Below are 12,217 nucleotides of genomic sequence, written 5' to 3' on the forward strand. Positions count from 1 at the left end.
ATTGAATAATTATGCAAACGCACCGTTAGCAATTGTATTATTCATTGGCGGTATTGGTTTTTATTTTTTGCCACATGTCCAATATAAAGGGCTTTATTTGGGAGTCGGATTGTTATTAATTGCAGTGGCTGGCATTGCTACGACTAAATTGATTTCACCTGCAGAACATAATGTTAATAAGTATCAGTCCCTTTCAAAGGGAGTATTAGCAGATGATAGTAATGTCAATCACAAGTTGATTTCGGGGGAAATTAGTCAACAATTTACCCTGATGAAAGATGAAGATTATTATCCTGTTGATTACACGACGCTACGACCGGATTCTAAGTGGGTAAAAAATAATTTATTAGATAAATATGATATTTTCTGGCTAACCTCCTACTACGGGCATTCACTTTCACAGTTTGGAGCATTATTGGATGATGCCGCAAAAAACATAATGGTTGTTCAAAATAGATCAGTGGGTAATTATCCAAAAGAATCGCATAAACCGGTCGGACAAGTTCGTTATTTTACCGCTACCAGCCAACTTACACAGACATTTTACCCCAAAACATATGCTTTTAATTTTATGCTGTTAATTGCTTTGGTGATTATTTATTCTGTGGGAATGTTCCGTGATTTCAGATCTAATCGGTTTAATTCTACATTGAAATACTTTTTGATGATGGGGTTAATGATAGGGGTGTGCGTTTTTCCGATAACATCCATAATGACTTTTGGCAAAACTAATTTGGCTCAGCACATGCTACCAGTTTCGTTTATTCTGGACATGGTTTTAATGATTTTCTTGGCCGATAACGTTAACCATACTTTGTGGGGAGGCGGTAAAGAAGATGAGGATTAAAACTGGATTGATTACTATACTAGTTTTTTTGGCATGTGTTGGGCTGACAATGGTGCAAACGGTCCATGCTTCAACCCAAAAGGTGCTAGTGGTATATGATTCACAAAACGTTTCTCAAGATGGAAACCGAAGACTTGATACATTACAGCGATTGATGGCAAGCTACCATTTTAAAGTAACAACTATTAAACTGAATAGTTATAAACAAGGTGAAATAAAAAAAGAAGATTATCAGGGTGTGATTTCACTGATTAACTGGCCCGAAGCCCATATAAATAATCAACAGTACGACCATGACTTGCAGTTGTATTCAGGAATAAAACTCCATATCGGACAAAACATATCTGATAGTGAGCAAACTGGATTAAAAGTGAAATTAAAGCAACTGTATCATCAACAGCTAACTATTAGTGGAAAATCAGGAACGAGCCAGCTGCTACCGTTCACTGACTCTATGCAGGTGGTGCCACAATCAGATTCCAAGCACGGACAAAGTTTTGGTACCCTGATTTCTCAGGGGGATAACAGCAAAAGATACGCTTACGGTTGGGTTGAAGAAAAATCAGGGTACCTTCCCTTTATTGCAAATGATGGACTGAGCATGTTGCTGGCAGCACAAACAATTGGAAATTTGTTTGATTGTGCAAAACAACAGCACCCTCTTTTAACGATAACTGACGTGACTCCATACAGTGATTTAAACCAACTTAGCCATTTAACTTCGCAATTATTTGGGATGGGAATTCCATTTGCGGTGAGTGTTAGATCAGTTGCAGATAATACGAATTTAAAAGCTTTTGATCGTTTTACAGCGGTTTTACGAAAAATTGAAAATCAGAATGGTGTAGTGTTTTTGCAAACACCAGAAACGATTGATCCCAGTACTAGTAGCGGAAATGAGTTAAAGCAGTTAATGCAGGACTATTTTATTAGTTTAGGCCGGAAGCAGGTTTTACCCGTTGGGATTAGCGCCACCAATGAATGGAATCAAAATGAGATGTTGCGAACTAATGGATTGGAGCAAGCAAATCGTGTTTTATTATTACCAAATTCGAGTAAGTTCCAAGATGACGGTAATAAACTAACGGCGGGAATTGCGGATACTAATTATTTTGCGATGTCTCTTAAAAACTTTCAAACGGTTCATAAATTAACTGATGAAAGTTGGACAATACCAACATCAGTTACAGTTAAAACACCAAGTGGTACTCAACAGACTAAAGATACACTTGATAGGATTGATAGACTAAAGATTGATTTCCTTGATCCTGCATCTTCAGATCAATCAATGGAAATATCAGCGGGAGCGCTTCGTATTAATTATTTGCACGGTAACTATACTTTGAATGGAGAGCCCGTCACGATTTCACAGCAAAACGAATTTAGTGTTGCACCTAATAAGACAAAGACGACGGTATCAGCGGTCAATCGATTCTTTAAATTCCAATCCAACATAATGTTAATTTTCTTTGGCTTTGTATTAATTATTTTAGTTGTTTTTATTGTTTTGGGTCGCAGGATTTATCGTGGCATGTTTACGCGTAGACAAGGAGGTAAGCACCATTAATTTATTAGATTTTTCACTGTTAATAGCGATTATTTCAATCTGGCTTATTTTAATCGTCAATTTAATTTTGACGATTGCTGGTTATGCGTACTACCTTAAATGGACAAGAACGCCAACTCCAAAGTTACCAGAGAAACCACCTTTTGTTTCAATTATGGTGCCTGCTCATAATGAGGGAATCGTGATTGTTAAAACTGTTCAAGCATTATTGAATTTTGATTATCCCAGTGACCGTTATGAGGTGATTGTCATTAATGACAATTCCGACGATGATTCAGCTGAACTTTTAGCAAATTTACAGCAATTATATGATGGTCGAAATTTGAAAGTAATTAATACTGACAAGACAAATGGCGGCAAGGGTAAATCAAATGCACTTAATATTGGATTAAAACAAGCAGTTGGAAGCATTATCTCGATTTATGATGCAGATAATACTCCTGAATCTGGAGCACTTCGAATATTAGTAGCAGAATTACTACAGGACGACAAAGCGGGAGCCGTAATTGGTAAGTTTAGAACTCGCAATAAAAATGCATCAATTCTTACTAGGTTTATTAATGTCGAAACTTTGTCGTTTCAATGGATGGCACAGGCAGGTCGTCAGCAATTATTTGGTCTTTGCACAATTCCGGGAACTAACTATGTTATTCGCCGTTCCGTGTTGGAAGAGGTTGGAGGTTGGGATGTAAAGGCCCTGGCCGAAGATACGGAAATCAGCTTTCAACTATATCGAAGTGGATACCATATAAAGTTTCAACCAAGAGCGGTTACATGGGAACAAGAACCACAAACGATTGATGTCTGGTTTCGGCAAAGAACCCGCTGGGTGAAAGGTAACATCTACGTTATCTTAAAGAATACTAAACTGTTATTTGACCGAAAGGCGCGGAAGATTCGCTTTGATTTATTATATTTTATGGCAGTTTACTTTTTATTAATGACATCACTAATTTTATCGGATTCTGTTTTTGTATTTTCAGTTTCAGGTGTTGTTCATTCAAATTTACAGGGGTTCAGTAATTCGGTTTGGATATTTGCGGTGCTCTTGTTTGTGTTAAGTACGTTTGTGACGGTTACAACTGAAAAAGGTGAAATGACGTTCACAAACGTGTTAGTAATTATTTTTATGTACTTAGTTTATAGTCAACTGTGGCTGGCGGTCGCAGTTTACGGAATGGTGGGGTATATTCGTGAACAAGTCTTTCATCAACAAGCAAAATGGTATAAAACAAAACGCTATAAATAAATTAATAATTGGAATTATTACATTCTTAGGAATTTTATTGTTTTTAAATATTCCAATGGCAAAGGCTGATTCAACCTATACACAACCCTTACAGAATCAGACAACGACTTTGTCTGGAAATGCTGTTCAGTCGAACATGTATTTTATTAAAACCGATTATTGGGATGTTAAAAAGGTTTCACTTAATTTAGATTTTCAAATATCCCAGTTAAGCAATGATAAACAATCGAATATAACTATTTCGATTAATGGACAAAAATTTTATTCGTTTAAACCTAAAAATGAATCTGGTATGCAAACTAAAAAAATTGATATTCCAACCAAATTGGTAGAATCGACCAATAATTTGCAAATCACGGGTCAAATCGTCACTTCGGATGGAAATAAGCAGTCTGCTACACCAACACCGGCGGATTGGTTAACGATTTATAACGGCGCCAACGTTAACTTTGAGTATTCGCTTGAGAACTCTAATAATAGTATTAAATCCTTTTATGATCATTTTACGGGACCAGATACAATTGTGAATCATGATACGGTAATCGCTACCCCTAAAACACCTACCAATTCAGAGTTGTCAGCAAGCACCTACGTTTTATCAGGCCAATCACGAATTATTACTAATGAAAATGAAGAAATTCCGGTAACTCAACTAGATAGTGATGATTATAATCATGCTACATATCGTTTAATTGTTGCTAAATATCAAGATTTGCCATCTGATATTAAAAAAGAGGTTTCCGAAAAACAAGTCGATAATCAAGCCGTGATTCAGAGAATAGGACACAAACATTATGATGAACTAATAGTAACTGCTAAAACAGATGAACTATTAAAAAAAGCGGCACAGTTTGCGGCTAATCAAGAATTAATGCAAGAAACGGATTCTGATACTAAAGAGATAACGACCGAAACGGATACTGATACATCCGTATTACAGTATCAAGGCCATAAGCAGTTATCTCAGACAGATACTAAGTTGGTGGGCGAACACCATCAAGAGCAGGCATATTTTATTAATTTACCCGTTGGACGTACTAACGCTGATGGTTCAACGATTAATTTACACTTTAAATATGCAAAGAACTTAAACTTTAAGAAATCGTTGGTGACGGTATATGTCAATGATCAACCGATTGGGAGCCAAAAGTTATCAGCAGCTAATGCTGATAACGATAGCATGACGGTCAGTTTGCCAAAGGGGCAGAGTTTGAGTAATAACTTTACTATACGCGTGGCATTTGATTTGGAAATGGATGGTGCGGATGTCAATAATAGTCAAACCCCATGGGCAGTTATTGATTCTGACTCTGAAGCAAATATCAAGTCACGTCAACTAGAAGACATATTATTTAAAAATTATCCAAGTACGTTCGTTCAAAATGGGACTTTTAATAATATTGCCGTTATTCGGCCTAAATCAATGACTGAAGATGATTTTGCCACAATGACCAATATTTTTAATTTGATTGGAAATTACGCACAAAGTAATGTTGGAAAGATTAAGTTTTATAGTAAGAAACCGGCTGCTGATGTTTTGAAGAACAGTAGTGTGATTGTTTTTGGAACCCCATCAGAAAATAACATGGTAAAAGATTTAAACTCAAAATTGTATTTTAAATTTGACTCTAAATTCGATCATTTTGTTTCAAATGAGAAACTTAGTATTGAATCACAGTACGGACATAACGTTGGGACAGCGCAGTTATTACGATCACCGTATAATGAGCAACGTGGCTTGTTAGTAGTGACAGCCGCGCAACCTGCAGATGCATATCTTGCATCAACACAAATTAATTTTCAAAAAAATATTCAACAATATCAAAATGTTGATGCCATTTTAGTGGATCAAGATAATAATCACTACAGTTATCGGTTCAAGAAAAATGCCGGACCAGACCAAGAAAGTACAGTTAAACAATCCATTAGTAAAAACTCTAAATTATTGATTTTTGTTGGATTAGCCCTATTTATCCTGATAGTCTTGGGCACGGTGGTCTTTATGTTGCTGAAGAAGAATAATCTCCTCAAGTATGGGAGGGTAAAAAATGAGTCAAGATAGTCGAAATAATTTATATTCAGATATTTATCTTTTAATATTTATAGCATTGATGTGTTTTACGGGAATTCTGATGAGTGTGACAGGTCATTTGTACATTAATATTATCTACATGGGATTAACCATATTATCGATATTGATCACATATTTCTATGGAATTTTTGCAGGATTGATTGAAAATCTATTTTTTGTTTTTGTACAAATAATCGTAATGATCTACCTAAATGGTGCCATGTCACACCGAGTTCCTTTGGAATTATCTTTTTGGTTAGTTATGCCAACTCTTTTATCCGTTGTGATTTATTTTATGACAACTAAACAGCGTGAATTACAAACAACTAATAATGAACTACGGAACGCATTGATTGAGCAAGGTGCGTTTGACACTGAAACAAAATTACGAACAATGGTTGCTTACGTTGAGGATGCACAAGTTTTTATTGAAACAAATCGGCGTTTTAATCTACCGGTGACAACTATTATTATTCGAATCCGATATTACAATGAATTAAAGCGCATGATGAGTCAGTCTCAAATGAAAGAGTTACTGAAGGTGACTTCTGATATTATCACCAATACAACCCGAGATAACGATATTACTTATTACTTAGATGATGCATTACCAACATGGGGAAGTTTATTATACGCGGATGACGTAGGAGCAAAAATCGCTGCTGAACGGATTAAAAAAAGTTTTGCGATGGGTATTAACACAGTTCCGACCTTGAAATCTTTAAAAATATCACTTGTTGTTGGGGTCTCATCATGGGATGCGGAAACAATGAAAACACCGTATGATTTAATCGATGGTGCGGTTAAAGAGACGGAATATGATGTACCAGAATCATAGGAGGTCTTTATGAAGAAAAACAAAATAACCACATATATAGTGCTAGTACTGTTATCGGTTGGAATAGCAGGATGCAAGAAGTCGGCGGTGCTCCCTAAACAGCCGGTACCGACGATTGAATCGGGTGCTAAAGTGCTGCAAAATTCAACGATCAACGTTGGCAGTCAGTTTAAAACCCAACGCCAAAATTTGGTGAAATTTATTCAAAATAATTTGTTAAAAAAACAAGGTATTTATACGAATTATCGACGAACCAAATATCAAGCAAGCCATGCAACTGGTCATGAGATGTTAAGTGAGTCTTCCGGCATGTGGCTTGAATACTTGGCACGAAGCGGTAAAAAGAAAGAATTTTCACAATTTTATCAACAGACAAAAAAAACATTTGATTTGGGAGATCAATTTAGCTATCGATATAATCCGCAGACTAAGCGGAAATACCCGGTTAATGCTACTTTGGATGATTTAAGAATTATAAAAGCACTAGTTGTTTTTGACACAATAAACCATACAGAAAAATATCAAAAAGAGGCTTCAGAAAGATTTGCTAAGCTTAGTGTAAATTGTATTAAAAATGGTCAATTAGTTGATTTTTATGATCAGAGGTCAAAACAGGGATCGACACAAGGATCATTAGCATATTTTGATTTACAAACCCTAAAATATTTTGAAGATCAAACGAAGCAGGGCAAAAAAGAATATCAAAAACAATTGCGAGTAATACAGGATGGTTATCAAGGAGATGTTTTTCCTTTGTATGCGGCTAGTTACAATTGGAAAACGGAACAATACTCCACAGCAGACCTAAACACTTCAGAGGCATTGGAAACCTTGGTGCACTTAGCACAAGTTGGAAAATTAAAGGAAGCTAGTCGACAGTGGTTGATTCAGCAAATAGAACATAAAACATTGTATAACGCATATTCAATTAATGGGACCGTGCAAGACAATGGGCAATCTCCTGCTAATTATGCATTAGCTGCGATGGTGTTTGCGGCGAGTGATGATAACGTAAATTATAAGCGGGCCATGCAGTTAGTTTGGAATGGACAGCTTCAAAACGGAAAATATGAAGGCGGAATAGGAGAAAGTAAGTTACAAGACTTTTATTCATATAATAATCTGGTAGCCCTACAGGCGGCAACCTGTGGTAATTACTAAAAATAAAATGACACTGGTTTAATCTGTATTTAAGAAATCATAGTTGGTTTCTTGAACGGGTAAAATCAGTGTTTTTTGAATAAACTAAATAAAAACTTGAGAATTAAATACTTCAAATTTTTTGACAACGTTTTGATGGCGAATGTTTTCGCGCACGAGGAGAGTTACCCCCGAACCCATACTGGCATTTTGGAGGAAAGTTAGTGCTAATGTATGCAAAATACAGTTGTAGGTAATATTTTGGCGATCGGTTACTTCAAACCGCACTAGAATAGGGGATGAGTTAATAAGTTTAATCTCCGACGTGATGATGCCACTAATTCTTTTCATAACAAAACCTCCAATTAAGTAAATATATTATACAAACGTATGTTCGTAAATGTCAAATACAAATTGAATTAAATTTTATAAAAAGAATCCGCTGATTAGTTACTATCCTGGTTAAATGAGTGAAAGTAGAAGCTTAGATCGGGATATACATAAATTGTGTATGAAAAGTTAAAAAGTATATCATTTTTACGAAAATTTGATTGCTGTAGGGCTAAAACAGAAGCTCTTTCTGTCATATCTAAGAGACTTGCTTCCTCTTCCGAAAGGGTTTCTAAACTTAAATATTGGTTACTACTATTAACGCGAATATTGTACTCATCATCAATGAAATCAAGTAGAGAGTCATGAGCGGCTTCGACGGGAATGTAAGGAATTTCATCTTTTTCATAATATGCATATTCCAAGCAATACTCCTTACCTTCTAAATATCGTAAACGTATAATTCGATGTAATTCATCTCCAACTTGAGCACCAAACTGCTCTGCAAGGGCGTCATCCGCGACTATTCGATCGAAGGTAATCACTTTCGAAGTTAACTTGTTACGGTGCTCTTTACTGGAAATTCCCATTGTAAGATTAACGACTCGTTTGCTAGACCTATCAATATTATTGATGTAGTAGCCACTTCCTTGGACTCGACGTGCTAATCCTCTTTGACATACAATATCTAAAGACTTGCGAATAGTATTGCGACTCACATTATAGCGGCTCATTAATTTTTGCTCAGTTGGAAGTTTCTCTTTAAAAAGTTGATGTTGAATTGAGCGAATCAGATCATCAGCGATCTCGTGATACATAAAAATCACCCCTAAAAATAAAAAATAATGAAAGGTACTTGTAAAATTTGTACCTACGATTTATAATTCAATTGTAACGTAAGCGGTTACATAGTCAACCGCAAAACAAAATTAAATTATAGGAGTGTTCAATTATGGCTGAAAAAACAATTATGTTAGTATGTGCAGCAGGTATGTCAACGAGTTTATTGGTTTCAAAGATGCAAAAGGCAGCAGAAGCAGAAGGCGTAGATGCAGATATCTTTGCAACAGCAGCCTCAGATGCTGATAATAAGTTGTCAGAAAAGAAACCAGATATTCTAATGCTTGGACCTCAAGTTCGTTATCTTGAAAGTAACTTTAAGAGCAAATTAAGTATTCCAGTTGAAGTTATTAACATGCAAGATTACGGAATGATGAACGGCGAAAAAGTTCTTGCTGAAGCTTTGACCTCAATGGGTGCAAAATAGTCTATTTATATAAAATTGGCAGCGCTATCAATTTTGACAACGCTAGCCATGTACATAACTTATAAAACAAAGGATAGGTAATTGGAGAATGGCTGAAGAAGAACAAAACATGGAAGCAATTATGGGATTAATTATCAATGGAGGTAATGCTAAAAGTTCAGCGTTTGAAGCAATTAACGCTGCAAAAGAAGGCGATTTTACCAAAGCTGATGAGAAATTAAAAGAATCTGATGGCTTTTTGACAGAAGCACATAATGCGCAAACTGGCATGTTGACCGATGAAGCAAATGGCGATCACGCTAAAGTTACTTTGCTTACAGTTCATTCACAAGACCACATTATGAATGCCATAACATTCCGTGATCTAGCTGGTGAAATTGTTGATCTATACAAGAGGTTAGATAATAAATAAAACGTTAAATAAGACAGAGAGCTTGTAACGTTATGCATATATTGAGGGGAGTCTGTGATGAAACAATTGTTTTGTCTCAGACTCTTCACAACTTAAAGAGTAAATTTAGGAGTGAAGATATGACTGAACAATACAAAATGCCCGAAGGATTTCTTTGGGGTGGAGCAGTAGCAGCACACCAGTTGGAAGGCGGCTGGCAGGAAGGCGGTAAAGGAGTTAGCATTGCTGATGTAATGACATCTGGTGATAAAGACCACCCACGCCGTGTAACTGATGGAGTAAAGCAAGGAGAAGTATACCCTAACCATTGGGGAATTGACTTCTATCACCGTTATCCTGGTGATGTTGAACTGTTTGCGGAACTTGGCTTTAAATGTTTCAGAACTTCAATTGCATGGACACGAATTTTTCCAAATGGCGATGAGGATGAACCAAACGAAGCCGGCTTAAAATTCTATGATGACTTGTTTGATGATTTGTTGAAGCATGATATTCAACCAGTTATTACTCTGTCACACTTTGAAATGCCATATCATTTAGTAACTGAGTATGGTGGCTGGACAAACAAAAAGTTGATTGGCTTCTTTACTAAGTTTGCCGAAACAGTGTTTAAGCGATACAAAGGTAAAGTTAAATACTGGATGACCTTCAATGAAATTAATAACCAAACAACATGGGATAGCCCACATCATTTGCTACAGGATTCGGCTATTAAGGTCGAAGAAGGTACCCCAGGAATGGAAGAAATGATGTACCAAGCAGCCCATAACGAAGTAGTCGCGAGTGCCAAGGTGGTTCAACTGGGACATCAAATTGATCCTGAATATCAAATTGGTGCAATGATTGCAATGTGTCCTATTTATCCTTTAACAGCTAATCCAAAGGATATTATGATGGCAGAACGCGCTATGCAAACTCGGTACTGGTTTGGAGATGTTCAGGCAAATGGTGAATACCCAAGTTGGTTACCAAAGTATTGGGAACGCAATAATATTCATGTCGATGTAACTGATGAAGATCGTAAAACTTTGATGGATGGACGAGTTGATTACGTTGGATTTAGTTACTATATGTCTTTTACAACTAAGGCAACTGATGATAACCCGGATTATGTTTATACAGAGTCGAAGGATTTAGTTGATAATCCATATGTTGAGAAATCAGACTGGGGCTGGCAGATTGATCCAGTTGGATTACGTTACTCTATGAACTGGATGAATGATCGTTGGCATAAGCCATTATTTATTGTTGAAAATGGCTTTGGCGCTTACGATAAAAAAGAGAATGACGGTAGCGTTCATGATGATTACCGTGTTAAATATTTCCATGATCACATTTTAGAAATGGAAAAAGCTGTTGCCCTCGATGGAGTTGACTTAATCGGATACACACCTTGGGGATGCATTGATTTAGTTTCAGCAAGTACTGGGGAAATGGCCAAGCGCTACGGTTTTATCTATGTCGATGAAGATGATTTAGGACATGGAAGTTTGGAACGATCAAAGAAAGATTCATTTGCGTGGTATCAAAATGTTATTAAAACAAACGGTGCAGAACTATAGCATACTAATAATATAATTAATTCATGGGGAAGGAACGCGGTTGATGTTTGATTACGAAAAAGTACAAACCTTAAATCAACTTGAACTTTGTGTGTATAAATACATTATTGCGCATATTAATGAAGTTCAGGGCATGACAATTCGTGAACTTTCAAACGAAAGTCACGTTTCATCAACTACGATTTTACGTTTTTTGAAAAAAATGGGGTTTGATGGTTTTTCAGATTTTAAATATGCGTTGCGACATAACCATGAAGAACGTGAAACCACGGTTATTGATCAAGATCTAGAACCAATTAATTTATTTTTAGATCAGGCTATTCAGGAACCATATGTTGCAATGCTTGAGCAGGCGGCACGTAAGTTAGCTTCAGCTGATATATGTTTGCTTTTTGGACTTGGAACTAGTGGAAGTTTAGCGCAGTATGGTGCAAGAATGCTTGCTAATTATGGAATATATACGTTAACCATCAATGATCCTTTCCAACCAAAGCCGATTGCTAAGCGTGATTATTCCGATACTTTGATAATATTTTTATCAGTATCAGGAGAAACATCCCAGGTTTTGGATCAGGCTCGTTTTTATCAAGAAAGTAATGCACAAACAATGGTTATCACGTCTGATGTTTCTTCCACATTGGCTCAACTAGCGGATACGACAATAACATATGATATTCCTGAGGTTAAAACTGATGATCTAAATTTAACATCTCAGGTTCCAGTTGTTTATATTTTGGAACGAATTGGGAAGATGACCCATGATTTATTGATAGAAAAAAATAGTGATTAATAATTAGCTGGACTAGTTTAGAAACTCCTTTGAGTTTGTAGACTAGTTTTTTTATTGTTTGATGATTTATATTTTATTGTTTCAAATATGAATATAATAAGAAAATAAAGTGAATATACTTAGATCTTATAAAACATAAATTAG

At 36.1% G+C, this 12,217-nt stretch carries 12 protein-coding genes; 10 read left to right on the plus strand and 2 right to left on the minus strand.

Features of this window, described 5'->3' with window-relative positions:
* Nucleotide 1: 1 nt before the first annotated feature.
* The 6 genes from wsfD to PECL_RS00645 are packed head-to-tail and all read left to right on the plus strand — an operon-like array spanning nucleotide 2 to nucleotide 7,733.
* The gene (wsfD, locus tag PECL_RS00620) at nucleotides 2-847 is read left to right on the plus strand and encodes a glycan biosynthesis hexose transferase WsfD (protein WP_156681825.1); all 846 of its coding nucleotides are present in this window, start codon (nucleotides 2-4) and stop codon (nucleotides 845-847) included.
* A complete protein-coding gene (locus tag PECL_RS00625; protein ID WP_014214654.1) occupies nucleotides 837-2,414 on the plus strand; it encodes a hypothetical protein in 1,578 nt (525 codons plus the stop codon). Before wsfD ends, PECL_RS00625 begins: the two co-directional genes overlap by 11 nt.
* Nucleotides 2,410-3,663 (plus strand): glycosyltransferase family 2 protein, encoded by a 1,254-nt coding sequence (locus PECL_RS00630; protein WP_041534686.1) that lies wholly within the window; start codon nucleotides 2,410-2,412, stop codon nucleotides 3,661-3,663. Before PECL_RS00625 ends, PECL_RS00630 begins: the two co-directional genes overlap by 5 nt.
* Nucleotides 3,608-5,725: a cellulose biosynthesis cyclic di-GMP-binding regulatory protein BcsB gene (locus PECL_RS00635; protein ID WP_324608735.1), complete on the plus strand. Its 2,118-nt coding sequence runs from the start codon at nucleotides 3,608-3,610 to the stop codon at nucleotides 5,723-5,725. The genes PECL_RS00630 and PECL_RS00635 overlap by 56 nt, the downstream gene beginning before the upstream one ends.
* On the plus strand, nucleotides 5,712-6,572 hold the full coding sequence (locus PECL_RS00640; protein WP_014214657.1) for a GGDEF domain-containing protein: 861 nt from the start codon (nucleotides 5,712-5,714) through the stop codon (nucleotides 6,570-6,572). The genes PECL_RS00635 and PECL_RS00640 overlap by 14 nt, the downstream gene beginning before the upstream one ends.
* A 9-nt stretch (nucleotides 6,573-6,581) precedes the next feature.
* Entirely contained in the window at nucleotides 6,582-7,733 is a 1,152-nt protein-coding gene (locus tag PECL_RS00645; protein WP_014214658.1) for a hypothetical protein, read from the plus strand.
* 84 nt (nucleotides 7,734-7,817) lie between these two features.
* Here PECL_RS00645 and PECL_RS00650 read toward each other — a convergent pair whose 3' ends face one another.
* Both PECL_RS00650 and PECL_RS00655 read right to left on the minus strand, forming a co-directional pair.
* On the minus strand, nucleotides 7,818-8,063 hold the full coding sequence (locus PECL_RS00650) for a hypothetical protein (protein ID WP_014214659.1): 246 nt from the start codon (nucleotides 8,061-8,063) through the stop codon (nucleotides 7,818-7,820).
* A gap of 95 nt (nucleotides 8,064-8,158) precedes the next feature.
* Entirely contained in the window at nucleotides 8,159-8,860 is a 702-nt protein-coding gene (locus PECL_RS00655; protein ID WP_014214660.1) for a GntR family transcriptional regulator, read from the minus strand.
* A 134-nt stretch (nucleotides 8,861-8,994) separates the two neighbouring features.
* Here PECL_RS00655 and PECL_RS00660 point away from each other — a divergent pair, with 134 nt between their 5' ends.
* From PECL_RS00660 to PECL_RS00675, 4 genes are all read left to right on the plus strand, one after another.
* A complete protein-coding gene (locus tag PECL_RS00660; protein WP_014214661.1) occupies nucleotides 8,995-9,309 on the plus strand; it encodes a PTS sugar transporter subunit IIB in 315 nt (104 codons plus the stop codon).
* An 88-nt stretch (nucleotides 9,310-9,397) separates the two neighbouring features.
* Nucleotides 9,398-9,721, plus strand: a complete 324-nt coding sequence (locus PECL_RS00665; RefSeq protein ID WP_014214662.1) for a PTS lactose/cellobiose transporter subunit IIA — start codon at nucleotides 9,398-9,400, stop codon at nucleotides 9,719-9,721.
* A 119-nt stretch (nucleotides 9,722-9,840) separates the two neighbouring features.
* The gene (locus PECL_RS00670; protein WP_014214663.1) at nucleotides 9,841-11,283 is read left to right on the plus strand and encodes a 6-phospho-beta-glucosidase; all 1,443 of its coding nucleotides are present in this window, start codon (nucleotides 9,841-9,843) and stop codon (nucleotides 11,281-11,283) included.
* 43 nt (nucleotides 11,284-11,326) lie between these two features.
* Nucleotides 11,327-12,073, plus strand: coding sequence for a MurR/RpiR family transcriptional regulator (locus tag PECL_RS00675; RefSeq protein WP_014214664.1), 747 nt, complete (start codon nucleotides 11,327-11,329; stop codon nucleotides 12,071-12,073).
* The last annotated feature ends 144 nt before the right edge of the window (nucleotides 12,074-12,217 follow it).

It is taken from the genome of Pediococcus claussenii ATCC BAA-344 (assembly GCF_000237995.1).
Taxonomy (GTDB): Bacteria; Bacillota; Bacilli; order Lactobacillales; family Lactobacillaceae; genus Pediococcus; species Pediococcus claussenii.

Coding starts and splice junctions, on each gene's coding strand:
- PECL_RS00660 (WP_014214661.1), top strand. CDS start 8,995: ATGGCTGAAAAAACAATTATGTTAGTATGTGCAGCAGGTATGTCAACG.
- PECL_RS00670 (WP_014214663.1), top strand. CDS start 9,841: ATGACTGAACAATACAAAATGCCCGAAGGATTTCTTTGGGGTGGAGCA.
- PECL_RS00650 (WP_014214659.1), bottom strand. CDS start 8,063: ATGAAAAGAATTAGTGGCATCATCACGTCGGAGATTAAACTTATTAAC.
- PECL_RS00645 (WP_014214658.1), top strand. CDS start 6,582: ATGAAGAAAAACAAAATAACCACATATATAGTGCTAGTACTGTTATCG.
- PECL_RS00640 (WP_014214657.1), top strand. CDS start 5,712: ATGAGTCAAGATAGTCGAAATAATTTATATTCAGATATTTATCTTTTA.
- PECL_RS00655 (WP_014214660.1), bottom strand. CDS start 8,860: ATGTATCACGAGATCGCTGATGATCTGATTCGCTCAATTCAACATCAA.
- PECL_RS00625 (WP_014214654.1), top strand. CDS start 837: ATGAGGATTAAAACTGGATTGATTACTATACTAGTTTTTTTGGCATGT.
- PECL_RS00665 (WP_014214662.1), top strand. CDS start 9,398: ATGGCTGAAGAAGAACAAAACATGGAAGCAATTATGGGATTAATTATC.
- PECL_RS00675 (WP_014214664.1), top strand. CDS start 11,327: ATGTTTGATTACGAAAAAGTACAAACCTTAAATCAACTTGAACTTTGT.